Origin of the sequence: Burkholderia sp. AU31624, from assembly GCF_020420065.1 — a bacterium.
Lineage (GTDB): Bacteria > Pseudomonadota > Gammaproteobacteria > Burkholderiales > Burkholderiaceae > Burkholderia.
In genome coordinates, this window is record NZ_JAIZRT010000001.1 from 765564 (window position 1) to 780353 (window position 14790).

The window sequence follows — 14790 nt, forward strand, 5'->3', positions numbered from 1 at the left end:
CATGCGCTGCAGCCCATGCCCGGTTGCCTCTGTTGCGGCGCACGGTCACGTCGTTGCGTGCCGCGTTCGCCGCGCTGCCCTCGTGCCCTGCGTGATGTCGTCGCCGGGGTAACCGCCGCAGCTCAAAGCTGCCGCGCGATCACCATCCGCTGCACTTCGCTGGTGCCTTCGTAAATCTGCGTGATGCGTGCGTCGCGATAGTGACGCTCGACTTCGTAATCGACCAGGTAACCGTAGCCGCCGTGGATCTGGATCGCGTCCGAACACACGCGCTCGGCCATCTCCGATGCGAACAGCTTCGCCTGCGACGCTTCCGACAGGCACGGCAGCCCGGCGGTGCGCAGCTTCGCCGCGTGATGCACGAGCAGGCGCGCGGCGTTGATCTGCACGGCCATGTCGGCGAGTTTCTGCTGGATCGCCTGGTGCTCGGCGATCGGCTTGCCGAACTGCACGCGCTCGCCCGCATAGCGGCGTGCCTTGTCGAATGCGGCGCGCGCGATGCCGAGCGCCTGCGCGGCGATGCCGATGCGCCCGCCCTCGAGGTTCGACAGCGCGATCTTCAGCCCTTCGCCACGATTGCCGAGCAGGTTCTCTTCGGGAATCGCGCAGTTCTCGAACGTGATCGGGCACGTATCCGACGCGCGGATGCCCATCTTCTTCTCGGGCTTGCCGACGATGAAGCCCGGCGTGTCGGTCGGCACCAGGAACGCGGAAATGCCGCGCTTGCCGGCTTCCGGGTCGGTCATGGCAAAAACGATCGCCACGCCGGCGCGCTGGCCGTTGGTCACGAACTGCTTCGCGCCGTTCAGCACCCATTTGCCGTCGCGCAGTTCCGCACGCGTGCGCAGGTTGTTCGCCTCGGAGCCGGCGTGCGGCTCGGTCAGGCAGAACGCGCCGATCACGCGGCCTGCAGCCATGTCGGCCAGCCAGCGATCCTTCTGCGCGGGCGTGCCGAAGCCGAGGATCGGCCCGCAGCCGACCGAGTTGTGCACGCTCATCATCGTCGCGCACGCGGCGTCGCCGGCGGCAACCTCTTCCATCGCCAGCGCGTAGGCCACGTAGTCCGTATACGAGCCGCCCAGCTCCTGCGGCACGATCATCCCGAGCAGGCCGAGCTCGCCGAGCTGCGCGACGATCGCGTCGGGCAGGTGCGCATCGTGGTCCCACTGCGCCGCGTTCGGCGCCAGCATTTCGGTGGCGAACGCGCGCGCGGCGTCGCGGATCATCCGCTGGTCTTCGGTGTAAAGCTCGTCCATGGTGCTGCTGTCTCCCGCGGCCGCCGGGCGCGACCGTCCTTGCGTTTCGATGCAACAAGTGTAGGCAAGCCCGCGCGACTGTTCGATGCTCGCGTCGCTCATTTACACTGAGCGTTTTTGCCACACCGGCGGCACGGATGAAGCAGGAAGACAAGGGAACCGTCGCGATCAGCCTCGTCGCTTACAGCGTCGCGCTCGCGACCCGGCGCGGCGTCGCGGCCGAGCCGCTGCTCGCGCAGGCCGGCATCGCGCCCGCGCTGCTCGGGCAGCCGCGCGCACGGGTGTCCGCGCAGCAATACGGTGCGCTATGGAACGCGATCGCGCGCACGCTCGACGACGAGTTTTTCGGGCAGGACCGCCACCCGATGCGCAGCGGCAGCTTCATCGCGATGAGCCAGGCGGCGCTGTCCGCGCGCGACGGCCTGCACGCGATGGCGCGCGCGGTGAATTTCATGCACTGCGTGCTCGACGATCTGCACGCGGAGCTCGATGCGAACCCGCAGCGCGTGCGGCTGCGCTTCGTGCACCGCAACAACGGCGCGACGCCCGCGATGTTCACGTATGCGACCTATTTCATCATCGTGTACGGGCTCACCTGCTGGCTGATCGGGCGGCGCATCCCGCTGCTGCATGCGAGCTTCCGCTGCGACACGCCGCCCGCCGACCACGAATACCCGTCGATGTTCTGTGACGACATGCGCTTCAACGAGCCCGATTCGTATGTCGATTTCGATCCCGAATTCGCGACGTTGCCAGTCGTGCAGAACGCGAAGACGCTGAAGACGTTCCTGCGCAACGCGCCGGCGAGCTTCATCGTCAAGTACCGCAACCCGAACGCGCTCGCGCAGCGCGTGCGCGCGGTGCTGCGCGGGATGCCGCCGGCCGCCTGGCCGGGTGCGGGCGGAATGGCCGCGCGGCTGCACGTGGCCGAGGCGACGCTGCGCCGCAAGCTGCACCAGGAAGGCCACGCGTACCAGTCGATCAAGGACACGCTGCGGCGCGATCTCGCGTTCGAGGCGCTGGCCGACCCCGCGCGCACGATCGCCGATGTCGCGGCGGCCACCGGTTTCGCGGAACCGAGCGCGTTCTACCGCGCGTTCCGCAAATGGAGCGGGCGCAGCCCGGCCGACTATCGCGACGAGGTGCTCGCGCGGGGCGGCAGCGCGAGCTGAAGCCGGCCGGCACGGCCGTCGCTTCGCGCTTTGTGCCGAAACCGCCTAATCTTTAAGCATCGGGCCCAGGCCCTTTCCGCCAGCCGGACGGCACGCGGCCGCGCGCCGCCCGGACGCCGCGATGCACTTTCATCGTCACGGGCCGTCGCCGGCGCCTGCCACGCCCGGCGGCCACCCTCGTCACCCGCTGTCCGCGCGGGTCGCGCGCGCCGCGCTGTTCGCGGCGCTGCTCGTCGTGTGCGCCGCGGTCGCCGCGCCGCCGCCCGCCAAAGCCCCCGCCGCCGCCCGCCCGGTCGTCGTGATCCCGATCAACGGCGCGATCGGCCCGGCCAGCGCCGATTTCATCGTGCGCTCGCTCGAGCGCGCGGCCCGCCAGCACGCGCCGCTCGCGATCCTGCAGCTCGACACGCCCGGCGGCCTCGACACGTCGATGCGGCAGATCATCAAGGCCATCCTCGGCTCGCCGGTGCCGGTCGCCGCGTTCGTCGCGCCGGGCGGCGCGCGGGCCGCGAGCGCGGGCACCTACATCGTCTATGCCAGCCACTTCGCGGCAATGGCGCCCGGCACCAATCTCGGCGCGGCGTCGCCCGTGCAGTTCGGCATCGGCGGCGCCGCGCCGCCGGGCGGGAATCCTGCGGCACCGCGGATGCCGGGCGGCACCTCGGGGGCGTCGGGGGCGTCCGATGCGGCCGCTTCGCAAGCCGCGCTGCCGACCGATACGCAATCGACCGAGATCCGCAAGGCAATGCAGGACGCCTCCGCGTATATCCGCGGCCTCGCGCAACTGCGCGGGCGCAATGCCGAATGGGCCGAGCGCGCTGTGCGCGAGGCCGTGAGCCTGTCGGCAAGCGAGGCGCGCGCGCAGCATGTGGTCGACCTGATCGCGCAGGATCCGGCCGATCTCGCCCGCCAGCTCGACGGCCATAGCGCGACGACCACCGCCGGCACGGTGCGGCTCGCAACCGCGCATGCGCCGCTCGTCGTGGTCGAGCCCGACTGGCGCAGCCGCTTCCTGGCGATCATTGCCGACCCGAACGTCGCGCTGATCCTGCTGACGATCGGCATCTACGGCCTGTTCTTCGAGTTCGCGAACCCCGGCTTCGTGCTGCCGGGCGTCGCCGGCACGATCTGTCTGCTGGTCGGGCTGTTCGCGATGCAGTTGCTGCCGATCAGCTATGCGGGCCTCGGCCTCGTGCTGCTCGGTCTCGGCTGCCTGGTCGCCGAGGCGTTCCTGCCGACCTTCGGCGTGCTCGGGTTCGGCGGGATCGTGTCGTTCACGATCGGCGCGCTGATGCTGATCGACACCGACGTGCCCGGCTACGGGATTCCGTGGCCCGTGATCGCGAGTCTCGCGCTCGGCGGCGGGCTGCTCGTCGCGGGCGTATCGAGCGTCGCGCTGCGCGCGCGCCGCCGCCCGGTCGTGACGGGCGCCGAGGCGATGGTCGGCAGCATCGGCGAGGTGCTCGACGACGGCCTGCTGGCCGACCAGCCGCACGCTGCGGCCGGCGCCGCGCCGTCCGCCGCCGGCTGGGCGCGCGTGCGCGGCGAGCGCTGGCGCGTGGCCAGCAGTGCGCCGCTTGCCGCGGGCTGCCGCGTGCGCGTCACCGGCCGCCACGGGCTGCTGCTCACCGTCGCCCCGCTCTACGACGTGCCGGGGCAGGAACCCCATCGAGAACAACACCAGGGAGAACCTTCATGATCGGTTTCACGTTCGGCTTCAGCAGCATCCTGATCGTCTTCGTCGTGGTGCTCGTCGCGTCGTCGATCCGCATCTTCCGCGAGTACGAGCGCGGCGTCGTGTTCATGCTCGGCCGCTTCTGGAAGGTGAAGGGGCCGGGGCTCGTGCTGATCATCCCGATCGTCCAGCAGGTCGTGCGGATCGACCTGCGCACCGTCGTGTTCGACGTGCCCGCACAGGACGTGATCACGCGCGACAACGTGTCGGTGAAGGTCAATGCGGTCGTGTATTTCCGCGTGGTCGATCCGGAGAAGGCCGTGATCCAGGTGGCGCGCTTCTTCGAGGCGACGAGCCAGCTCGCGCAGACGACGCTGCGCGCGGTGCTCGGCAAGCACGAACTCGATGCGCTGCTTGCCGAGCGCGAGCAATTGAACGCCGACATCCAGAAGACGCTCGACGCGCAGACCGATGCGTGGGGGATCAAGGTGTCGACGGTCGAGATCAAGCACGTGGACCTGAACGAGACGATGATCCGCGCGATCGCGCGGCAGGCCGAGGCCGAGCGCGAGCGGCGCGCGAAGGTGATTCATGCTGAAGGTGAATTGCAGGCGTCGGAGAAGCTGCTGCAGGCCGCGCAACGACTCGCGCTGCAGCCGCAGGCGATGCAGCTGCGCTACCTGCAGACGCTGACGACGATCGCGGCGGACAAGAACTCGACGATCGTGTTCCCGCTGCCGGTCGATCTGCTGGGGGCGTTGCTGGAGCGGTTGGGCGCGCCACGCGAGCGCTGAGACGCTCGTTTCCGGCCCGCGCGGCGCGGCAGTCGATTCCGCTGGACGCTGGGCCGCAACCGCCCAGCGTCCAGCGCCCGGCGCGCGTCAAGCCAGCAGCTTGCGCTCGGTCTTGCCGTACTTGATCGACTTCTCGTCCGGGATCATCAGGCCCGTGTGCTCATCGCGGCCCTGCAGCAGGAAGCGCGCGTCCGACTTGCCGATCTGTTCGGCCGCGAGTTTGCTGTCCGCGCCAATCTCGCCCTTCTTCATCCGGTTGACGATCACGCCGGCCGCGGTGTCCTTGAAGTCGCGCAGCATCCACGCGTCGCCGTCGCTGTCGCCGAACACCAGCAGCGGGCCATAACCCTTCTTCGACGCAAGGACGTTGCGGATGCCCACCGTCTTGCCGGGCCCCCAGTTGAAATGCCAGCCGGCCGGATACGTGCTCGTGTACTTGCCGTCCCGCATGTCGAGACGCAAGCCGATCACGTTCCCGGGCGGCACGCCGTAGCCATAGTTCGGATTGCCGGCGAACACACGCACGACATCGTCGAGCGATGCCGTGCTGACGTACACGTCGATGCCGTTGGCGCGCAGCGTATGCATCACCGCGCGGATTTCCTCGTGAATGCGAATGCCGTGGAAATGCGTGTCGGCCACCACGCCGGCCTTGCCCGGCAGCGTCTTCGGGCTTTCGTAACGGACCTTGCGCAACGCATCGCCGATGCCGTAGTTGTTCGACGCTTCCGCCATCGCCTGCAGCTCGGCGGTCGTCATGTTCTTGTAGAAATAGATGATCCACTTGTAGCCGATCTCAAGCGGATGCGTGTCGCAGATCGCGTCGTACATGAAGTACAGCTTCGCGCGGAAATCCTTGAACTGATCGGTCTCGCGAATCTCGTCGAGGCTCTTGTCGCCGCCGAATCCCTGGTAGTTCGCGTAAAGCCAGCGATAGTCGGATTCGACGTCGGCCGCGAGGTCTTCCATCGTCACCGGCTTGCCGTCCACCGTCGCGTAGTCCTTCATGAAGGCGCCCTTCGGCACGTCCTTCCACATCACGTCGACGAATTCGGCTGGCGTCAGTTTGTACTGCAGATGGTTGATCTGGTACATCAGCAGCGCCTCTTCGCAGTCGTTCATGATGCACGTGTTGTCCCAGTCGAACACCGCGTACGGGCGGCGCTTGTCGTCGTAGTGCGCGCTCGCGACGCCATGCTGGTCGAGCACCGCCTGCAGGCGCGCGGCGTTGAACGGCGACCAGCGGCCCGGGTCCAGCGCATCCGGCACGGCTGCGCTCTTCGCGCCGGCCGTGCCGGCCTTGAGCATCAGCGATGTCGCGGCGGTCGCCGCGGCAAGGGTATTCATGAACTGGCGGCGTTGCATGGTCTCTCTCCCTGGAAATGTCGAATCGGTTTCAGTCGCTATCCCGCGCGGCTCACCGCGCACCGGCCGCTGATCGGCGCGGCGAAGCCGGGACGGCTCCGAACCGGGGGCGAATGATGTGACGAAATTATTTCGGCAATTTGACAGCGTCACGTCGCGACACGACGGGGAGTTGATCCGGCGCGACATGTCGCGCCGTCGCAAGGCGGCCGCGCACGCGGCCATCCGGGCCGGCGCCGGAAGACGGCGCGTGACGATCCCGGTCAGTGTCCCGACCCGGACGGCTGCGCAGGGGGCCGTCCGGCCCAACTTCCGGAAATCTAGAGTTTCCACTCCACTTCGGCCCTTCATTAGGACAAATCCTCACCCTCGGGGGCTGGCGCGCGTCCCGGAACCGTCTATGATCTTTACATCGCTCAATGACACATTAAATGCTGACTGAATAACCCGCGCCGGTGATGCCGGCGGGCGCATTCCGGATCAGCACCCCCAACGGAGACGCATCATGGCCGACCATCCCCCGCTGCCGGAAGTCCACCTCGACGAGCTGCCGCAATTCCGCGCAGTCCAGCAGCTGGCGTACCGCTGCGTCGAAACCGTCGGCGCGATGCTCTACCCCGGCATCACCGAAAAGGAAGCCGCGCGCCTGCTGACCGAATGGCTGCAGGACAACGGCGTGCACGACTGGCTGCACAAGCCGTTCGCGTGGTTCGGCGACCGCACCGCGTTCGAGGGCTTCTCGGGCCTCAAGCACCTGGGCGGCTTCAATCTCGCGTTCTTCCCGAGCAACCGGCAGCTCGAAACCGACATGCCGGTGATCCTCGACGTCGCGCCGGTGCTCGACGGCATCGTGGCCGACGTTGGCTACGCGCACTGCCTCGGCCACAACCCGATCCTCGAACAGCTGCAGGACGATTTGATCGATCACCGCGACATGATCGTGCGGCTCGTGAAGGCGCGCCGGCCGATGGCCGAGGTCGCGCAGGAAGTCGACGCGCTGTGCCGCCGCCAGGGTGTCGAGCCGCGCCACAAGGCCTATCCGTTCAAGGTGCTCGCGCACCGCGTCGCGAAGATCCACAAGCTGTCGAAGCCGCGCTTCGTCGCGCGCTTCGGGCTGAACGCGACGCGCAACCTGCTGCTCGACCAGGGCCGCGCGGCGAAGCAGCAAGGCTGGTCGCCGCTGTGGTCGATCGACCGCCGCTCCGAGCATGCGCCGGTGCCGGGCCTGTGGGCCGTCGAGCCGCATCTCGGCTTCGCCGGCGTCGGCGCGAAATTCGAAGAGCTGCTCGTCATCACCGAAGACGACGCGTACTGGCTCGACGAAGACCTGCCGCACGTGCGCCGCTGGCAGCGCCGCCAGGCCGAGCGGATGCAGGCCGTCGCGACCGTGCCGGCCGCCGCCTGACCCGAACGCGCCCATCCTCCCGACTCCCTGAACGACGGACTCACGATGCAGCCTCTTTCCGACGAAGCACCGCTGGCCCTGTTCGAATCGGTTCACAGCGAAACGGCGGTCGCCTCCGGCGACCTGACGCTCGCGGTCAAGACCTGGGGCGACCCGGCCCGCTCGCCGGTCGTGCTCATGCACGGCTATCCCGACGACAGCAGCGTCTGGCAGCACGTCGCGCCGCTGCTCGCGCGCAAGCACTACGTGATCGCATACGACGTGCGCGGCGCGGGCCTGTCCGGCGTGCCGAAGCGCACGGCCGACTACCACCTCGCGAAGCTGACCGACGACTTCGTCGCGGTGATCGACGCGCTCTGCCCCGGCCGCGCCGTGCACCTGGTCGCGCACGACTGGGGCTCGATCCAGGGCTGGGAATTCGTCACCGATCCGCGCCTCGCCGGCCGGATCGCGTCGTACACGTCGTGCTCGGGGCCGTGCCTCGACCACGTCGGCTTCTGGCTGCGCGAACGCGTGCTGCACCCGACACCCGCGTCGCTCGGCAAGCTCGGCGGGCAGCTCGTGCGGTCGTGGTACGTGTACCTGTTCCACCTGCCGTTCATCCCCGAACTCGGCTGGCGGCTGTGGCTCGGCCGCGCATGGCCCCACCTGCTGCGCCGGCTCGAAAAAACGCCCGCCACGCCGCGCCCGACGCAAGCCGACGACGGCGCGCGCGGCGTGCGCCTCTATCGCGCGAACTTCATCCGCTGCCTGTTCGCGCCGCGCGAACGCTACGCGCATGCGCCGGTGCAGACGATCGTGCCGCTCGGCGACAAATACGTGAGCCCCGCGTTGTCCGAGAACCTGTCGCGCTGGGTGCCGCAGTACTACCGCCGTGAAGTCGCGGCCGGCCACTGGCTGCCGCTCGCCGATCCGACACGCTTCGCGGCGCTCGCCGGGCAACTGATCGACGCGGTCGAATCGGGCAACGAACCGCCCGCGCTCGCGAACGCGCGCCGCCGCGCCACGAGCGGCCGCTTCAGCGGCAAGGTCGCGGTGGTGACCGGCGCGGGCAGCGGCATCGGCCGCTGCGCGGCACTCGCGTTCGCCCGCGAAGGCGCGACGGTCGTCGCGTGCGACATCGACCCCGCGAGCGCCGAACGCACCGCGCTGCTGATCGGGCTCATCGGTGCGCAAGCGCACGCGAAGCGGGTCGACGTCGGGTCCGCCGATGAAATGGAAGCGCTGGCGACGTGGGTCGGCAGCGAACTCGGCGGCGCGGACGTCGTGATCAACAACGCGGGCATCGGCATGGCCGGCGGCATCCTCGACACGAGCACGCGGCACTGGGAACGCATCCTGCACGTGAACCTGTGGGGCGTGATCCACGGCTCGCGGCTGTTCGCCCAGCAGATGGCCGCGCGCGGCACCGGCGGCCACATCGTCAACACCGCGTCGGCCGCCGCGTTCGGGCCATCGCGCGACCTGCCCGCGTATGCGACGACGAAGGCCGCCGTGCTGATGCTCAGCGAATGCATGCGCGCGGAACTCGCGCAACAAGGCATCGGCGTGACGGCCGTGTGCCCCGGTTTCGCGGAAACGGGAATCATGGCGTCGACGCAATACGCGGGCGCCAATGCACAGGACGAAGCGCGGCTGCGCAAGCGCGCGACGAAGCTGTACCAGATGCGCGGCCTGAAACCCGAAACCGTCGCGCAGGCGATGGTCGACGGCGTGCTGCGCAACCGCCCCGTCGTCGCGGTCGGCGGCGAGGCGCACGCGATGCGCTTCGTCGGCCGCTTCATGCCGTGGCTCGGCCGGATGATCGCCCGCGTCAGCATGGCATCGCATTGACGGCGCATCGCGCCGCACAGGGAGACACAGATGACCGATACCGCCGACTATCACAAGATCAAGGCCCGGCACGTGAAGTTCGACTTCAGCGACACGCCGATTACCTGGGTGCCGAACGACCCGGGCAGCACGCACATCATCAACACGCTGAACCTGCTGTTCCCGGAAGGCGAACTGTGGTTCTGCCGCGTGTACAACAAGGCGTTGCCGCTGATCACCGATGCGCGCCTGCGCGACGAGGCCGAAGGTTTCCTGCGGCAGGAAGCCGTCCATTCGCGTTCGCACGGCGGCGTGCTCAAGCACTACTACGACCGGCACGGGATCGACACGAAGCCGTTCACGCAGAAGCTCAATCGCCTCTTCACGCGCGTGCTCGGCGAACAGCCGCTCGGGCTGAAGATCGGCCACACGCGTTTCTGGCTGCGCCAGCAGCTCGCGGTGATCGCGTCGCTCGAGCATTTCTTCGGCTATCTCGGCAACTGGGTGCTCAACGCGCACGGGCTCGACGAAGGCCGTGCCGACCCGACGATGGTCGACCTGCTGCGCTGGCACGGCGCCGAGGAAGTCGAGCACCGCACGGTCGCGTTCGACATCTACCGGCACCTGGGCGGCACCTATCCGGAGCGCTGCGTGCACATGGCGTTCGTGATCCTGCTGCTGCTCTACTACATCACGACGGGCGCGAAGTTCATGTACCGGCGCGACCCGGCCGCCGGCCGCTACCCGGGTTTCGTGCTCGCGTGGTGGCAAGGCTCGCGGCGCGGGCACCTGCCGTCGTTCTGGAAGGTGATCGGCGCGGCGCTGCGCTATTTCAAGCCGGGCTATACGCCGCACCACGAAGGCTCGACCGAACAGGCGCTCGCCTATCTCGCCCGCTCGCCGGCCGCGCAGGCGGCCGCGCACGGCGGCAACTGGGGCACGACGAAGGGTGCCTGAACGGGTTTCCTGCCGGCTCGGCGGGCGGCGCCCGCCGAAATGCGTACAATCGCGGCTTCATTTCCCGGAGGTGCCGCGATGGCCATGAAGAAAACCGATCTCGAAAAGAACAAGGCGCTCAAGCTGACGCACGCGCTGAAGCAATCCAGCTCCGCGCGTTTCGGCAAGGGCGCCGAAGAAGCCACCAAGCTCGACCGCCGCGCGCAGCGCAAGCTCGACCAGGAACAGGGCCTCGTGCCGTTCGCCTGCAAGCTCAATGCCGACCTCGTCGAACAGCTCAAGGCCCGCGCGGCCACGCACCCGGAAGGGATGACGGGCCTGCTGTCCGAGCTGCTCGTGAACGGGCTCGCGCAACGCGACGCGTGACCCGCGCCCGCGTCGAATATTGTCATTGACGCCGCCGCGCGGCGCCGCACGCGCTCGCGTGCCTGTGTTCGCGCTCATTGCCATCGCGATCCATCGCCGGGCACAGGCACGAAACGGTGCGTCATCGATGGCGCCGGCTCGTCAGCGCGCCGATGGGTACCGCCGCCCCTCACACCAGGCCTCGCCGGAAACGGCCGAGGCCTTTTTTCGAGGTTGCGCGCCGTCCGTCCGGTCCAGTGAATCGAACGAAGAACACGACGCGCCGCGCAAGCACGTTGCCCGTCAGCCGCACGCGACGCTCGCGCCAGCGGGAACAAGGGACAGAAAGCACCCGCGTATTGAGATTCTCTTCAGGAAGTTGGTCGCATCGATGCGGCGTGGACACACTACGTATCCCGAACGCCTTGTGTCACCCGAGAAGGCGTTCCCACCATCGAAACCGGAGATTATCTGATGAACGCATCCCGAGTGATACTTGCTCTCGCCGCAGCATTCGCCGTCAGCGGCAACGCCGTCGCCTGCGACGATCCTGACCACGACGCGCCCGCTGCCCAGCAACAGACCAGCGACCAGGCGAGCGACCAGGCAAGCGCGGAAGCAGCCGGCCACTGAGCGCCGTGCGCGTGCCCGGGCAAGCCGGCGTGATGCCCGCTCGGCCGGGCATCGCCGACGCGTTCACGGCATGCACTGAACCGGACTCGCACTCGTTTCTCACGTACGTACGCGGTGTGCGGATCTTCCAAATTATTCGCATACCGAATCAATATGACAAACCGAATGCTGCTCCGGTTGACCGTGCTTTCGAGCCTGCTCGCGAGCCTCCCCTCCATCGTGAACGCGGCGCCCGCACCGGCAAGTCACGACGCGCCAGCGGCGTCTTCCGGCGCGATCACGCTGACCCCGGGCACCCGCATTGCGGCGCGCGACACCGGCGCGGTGCTGGCGTCGATGGCACGCGCCCACGCGATCCAGACGGTCCGCGGTAACGGCACGCGGACGCTCTACGTCTTCTCCGATCCGGATTGTTCCTATTGCAAACGACTGGAGCGCACGCTTGAACGGATCGACAACGTGACTATTCACACCTTCCTCTATCCGCTCGAGGGACTCCATCCGCAGGCCGCCGCGCATGCGCGCGGCATCTGGTGCGCGGATGACCGGAATGCGGCGTGGAAAGCGTGGATGATCGACAACGTGCAACCTGCCGCCGGCACGTGTGCCGCACCGCTCGCGCAGATCCGCGCGCTCGGCCTTGCGTTGGGCCTGCGCGGCACGCCGACGCTGTTCAACGCGAACGGCCGCATGACGTCCGGTGCGGTTTCCGCACCCGCCATAGAAACGTTGCTGAACGACTGAATCGAGGAAATGCACGCACCCGCGACGCGCTATCGCATCGCGGGTGCGCTTTCAATGACGCGGCACGCCAGTGCGTGCCGCGACCGATCGCGCGCCGTGCGCAGCGACGGGATGCAGCAGGTGCATCAGGTGCTGGCGGCGAGACGCGGGCCCGTGCTCCGGGGAGTGGACTCGAGGTCGGGACGTTGCGCTGCCTGCGAGGTCACCCATGGATCGATGCCCTGCTTCTGCACCTCTTCGAGGAATGACACACGTGTACGCCAGTAATCCGCTTGTAATTTCGCGTCGATGACGCGCTGTTCGGCTGCGAACAGTTCCATGCGCGCCGTCACGAGCATCGACGCAGCGGTTTTTTCCGGCGTGGGGGCGTGTCGCATCGCCCAACGGCTGATCCAGTTCAACATGCTGACCTCCGTGATTACGGACGAACCCGCATCGGGCAATCGCAAGCGGCCGTGCCTGCCCGAACACGCAACGGCCTTGACCGCACTTCACCGCCTGGCCTGCACGGACTGCGACTCCCCCGCGTCGGCAATTACTGGCCGGCGTGTGCATGCGCGGTGTATCTATCCTAGAAAGACTTGCCGGTTTACGCGATGGGGTCTTGCAATCTTTTACACAGAAACCACAGTCGCCCCCGCATCACGAAATGACAGTTGCGGGCGGGACGGCTTCGGCGCACGATAGCCCGATATCTGCACCCGTCTGGACTGACGAATGGCCGCTGCACGCCGCTGCCGGGCATCCGGACCGGCCTCGCACGTGCGTTCGCGCGCACGCGCCGCCTGCCCCGCATTCGTGCAGCATGCGGGTGCGCCGTTTCAGTCGGATGTCATCATCCCGCGCCCACGCCGCGTGATCCCCCGCGCGTGCCGTCTTGCACACCGTTGCGCACGCATCGGCCGGCGTCGTTCACGCATCCCGCTCCCGTTTCAGCCATTTCTGCCAGCCCGTTCCGCCCGAACCGGTAAAATGCGCGCCTTCGTCGCGCGACCGGGCTGCCAGACCGCTCGCGCGCAGGCAGCCGATCGATCTTTCGATCGTGCCCTCCAACTATATCGTCCGAGCTATCCGCGCTATTACAATCCGCCGATAGCCGGGCAATAGTGGCTGGTTACAGTAGGCCGGCCGCGCTGCCTTTACAACAATTCGGCACAACAAGCAACACGACAACCGACCGGAGAAACGCCTTCATGGAATCCATCAAGCGGTATTTCGGCTTCGCTGAAGCCGGCACCGACTTCCGCACCGAAATACTCGCGGGCGTCACCACGTTCCTGACGATGGCCTACATCATCTTCGTCAACCCCGCGATCCTCGGCGACGCCGGCATGCCGAAGGAATCCGTGTTCGTCGCGACCTGCCTCGTCGCGGCGCTGGCGTCGCTCATCATGGGGCTGTACGCGAACTACCCGATCGCATGCGCGCCCGGCATGGGCCTGAACGCGTATTTCGCGTACACGGTCGTCAAGGGGATGGGCTTCACGTGGCAGGCCGCGCTCGGCGCGGTGTTCATCTCCGGCTGCCTGTTCCTGCTCGTCACGCTGTTCCGCGTACGAGAGGCGATCGTCAACGGCATTCCGAAATCGCTGCGGATCTCGATCACCGCGGGTATCGGCCTGTTCCTCGGCATCATCTCGCTGAAGACGTCGGGCGTGATCGTCGGCAACCCGGCCACGCTCGTCACGCTGGGCGACCTGCACAAGCACGACACGATCCTCGCGATCGTCGGCTTCTTCACGATCGTCACGCTCGACCACCTGCGCGTGCGCGGCGCGATCCTGATCGGCATCATCGGCGTCACGATCCTGTCGTTCTTCTTCGGTGACAACCAGTTCCACGGCGTGTTCTCCGCGCCGCCGTCGATCGATGCGACGCTGTTCAAGCTCGACATCGGCGCCGCGCTGTCGACCGGCATCATCAACGTGATCCTCGTGTTCTTCCTCGTCGAGCTGTTCGACGCGACGGGCACGCTGATGGGCGTCGCGAACCGCGCGGGCCTGCTCGTCGAAGGCAAGATGAACCGCCTGAACAAGGCGCTGCTCGCCGACAGCACGGCGATCGTCGCGGGCTCGGTGCTCGGCACGTCGTCGACCACCGCGTATATCGAAAGCGCGTCGGGCGTGCAGGCCGGCGGCCGCACGGGCGTGACGGCCATCACCGTCGCGGTGCTGTTCCTCGCGTGCCTGTTCATCGCGCCGCTCGCCGGCGTCGTGCCGGCCTACGCGACGGCACCGGCCCTGCTGTACGTGTCGTGCCTGATGCTGCGCGAGATGGTCGAGGTGCCGTGGGACGATGCGACGGAAGCCGTGCCCGCCGCGCTGACCGCCCTGCTGATGCCGTTCACGTACTCGATCGCGAACGGCGTGGCATTCGGCTTCATCGCGTACGGCGGCCTCAAGCTGCTGACCGGCCAGGCCCGCTCGGTCAAGCCGATCGTGTGGCTCATCGCCGCCGTGTTCCTGTTCCGCTTCTTCTATCTCGGCAGCGAATGACGGCGGCGCTTCGGCGCGCGGCATGATGCCCGATGAAAAAACGCCACCTTCGGGTGGCGTTTCTGTTTTTGCACAATTCCTATGCGATCCTGACGAACTGGCACGCACGAACGTACCGACGCTCGGGCAACCCGGCA

Annotated in this window: 14 protein-coding genes; 10 read left to right on the forward strand and 4 right to left on the reverse strand. The window is 67.8% G+C overall.

The window, feature by feature from the left end:
• Positions 1-122: 122 nt before the first annotated feature.
• A complete protein-coding gene (locus LGM89_RS03545; protein WP_023477775.1) occupies positions 123-1256 on the reverse strand; it encodes an acyl-CoA dehydrogenase family protein in 1134 nt (377 codons plus the stop codon).
• A 137-nt stretch (positions 1257-1393) separates the two neighbouring features.
• Between LGM89_RS03545 and LGM89_RS03550 the strand changes: the two genes are divergently transcribed.
• From LGM89_RS03550 to LGM89_RS03560, 3 genes are all read left to right on the forward strand, one after another.
• Positions 1394-2428: an AraC family transcriptional regulator gene (locus tag LGM89_RS03550; RefSeq protein WP_047849575.1), complete on the forward strand. Its 1035-nt coding sequence runs from the start codon at positions 1394-1396 to the stop codon at positions 2426-2428.
• A gap of 121 nt (positions 2429-2549) precedes the next feature.
• Positions 2550-4127, forward strand: coding sequence for an NfeD family protein (locus LGM89_RS03555; protein WP_226272304.1), 1578 nt, complete (start codon positions 2550-2552; stop codon positions 4125-4127).
• Positions 4124-4897 (forward strand): slipin family protein, encoded by a 774-nt coding sequence (locus LGM89_RS03560; RefSeq protein ID WP_226272305.1) that lies wholly within the window; start codon positions 4124-4126, stop codon positions 4895-4897. Before LGM89_RS03555 ends, LGM89_RS03560 begins: the two co-directional genes overlap by 4 nt.
• 87 nt (positions 4898-4984) lie before the next feature.
• On the opposite strand, the gene LGM89_RS03565 is transcribed toward LGM89_RS03560, so the two are convergent.
• Positions 4985-6262: a haloacid dehalogenase-like hydrolase gene (locus LGM89_RS03565; protein ID WP_089441870.1), complete on the reverse strand. Its 1278-nt coding sequence runs from the start codon at positions 6260-6262 to the stop codon at positions 4985-4987.
• 505 nt (positions 6263-6767) lie between these two features.
• On the opposite strand from LGM89_RS03565, the gene LGM89_RS03570 reads away from it, so the two are divergent.
• The 6 genes from LGM89_RS03570 to LGM89_RS03595 all read left to right on the forward strand — a co-directional run bounded on the left by LGM89_RS03570 (position 6768) and on the right by LGM89_RS03595 (position 12158).
• A complete protein-coding gene (locus LGM89_RS03570; RefSeq protein ID WP_226202390.1) occupies positions 6768-7667 on the forward strand; it encodes a M24 family metallopeptidase in 900 nt (299 codons plus the stop codon).
• 45 nt (positions 7668-7712) lie between these two features.
• Positions 7713-9500 carry an SDR family oxidoreductase gene (locus LGM89_RS03575; protein WP_226272306.1) on the forward strand — a complete coding sequence of 596 codons (1788 nt, stop codon included), beginning with the start codon at positions 7713-7715 and terminating at the stop codon, positions 9498-9500.
• A 30-nt stretch (positions 9501-9530) separates the two neighbouring features.
• Positions 9531-10436 (forward strand): metal-dependent hydrolase, encoded by a 906-nt coding sequence (locus tag LGM89_RS03580; protein WP_089496421.1) that lies wholly within the window; start codon positions 9531-9533, stop codon positions 10434-10436.
• A gap of 78 nt (positions 10437-10514) precedes the next feature.
• Positions 10515-10802, forward strand: a complete 288-nt coding sequence (locus LGM89_RS03585; protein ID WP_089426937.1) for a hypothetical protein — start codon at positions 10515-10517, stop codon at positions 10800-10802.
• A 453-nt stretch (positions 10803-11255) separates the two neighbouring features.
• A complete protein-coding gene (locus LGM89_RS03590; protein WP_179250180.1) occupies positions 11256-11414 on the forward strand; it encodes a hypothetical protein in 159 nt (52 codons plus the stop codon).
• A 219-nt stretch (positions 11415-11633) separates the two neighbouring features.
• Positions 11634-12158: a DsbC family protein gene (locus LGM89_RS03595; protein WP_226272307.1), complete on the forward strand. Its 525-nt coding sequence runs from the start codon at positions 11634-11636 to the stop codon at positions 12156-12158.
• 125 nt (positions 12159-12283) lie between these two features.
• Here LGM89_RS03595 and LGM89_RS03600 read toward each other — a convergent pair whose 3' ends face one another.
• Together LGM89_RS03600 and LGM89_RS03605 are read right to left on the reverse strand one after the other, a co-directional pair.
• Positions 12284-12562 (reverse strand): hypothetical protein, encoded by a 279-nt coding sequence (locus LGM89_RS03600; protein ID WP_011354312.1) that lies wholly within the window; start codon positions 12560-12562, stop codon positions 12284-12286.
• A 508-nt stretch (positions 12563-13070) separates the two neighbouring features.
• Positions 13071-13211, reverse strand: a complete 141-nt coding sequence (locus LGM89_RS03605; protein ID WP_226272308.1) for a hypothetical protein — start codon at positions 13209-13211, stop codon at positions 13071-13073.
• A 140-nt stretch (positions 13212-13351) separates the two neighbouring features.
• On the opposite strand from LGM89_RS03605, the gene LGM89_RS03610 reads away from it, so the two are divergent.
• Positions 13352-14653 carry an NCS2 family permease gene (locus LGM89_RS03610; RefSeq protein WP_089426935.1) on the forward strand — a complete coding sequence of 434 codons (1302 nt, stop codon included), beginning with the start codon at positions 13352-13354 and terminating at the stop codon, positions 14651-14653.
• The last annotated feature ends 137 nt before the right edge of the window (positions 14654-14790 follow it).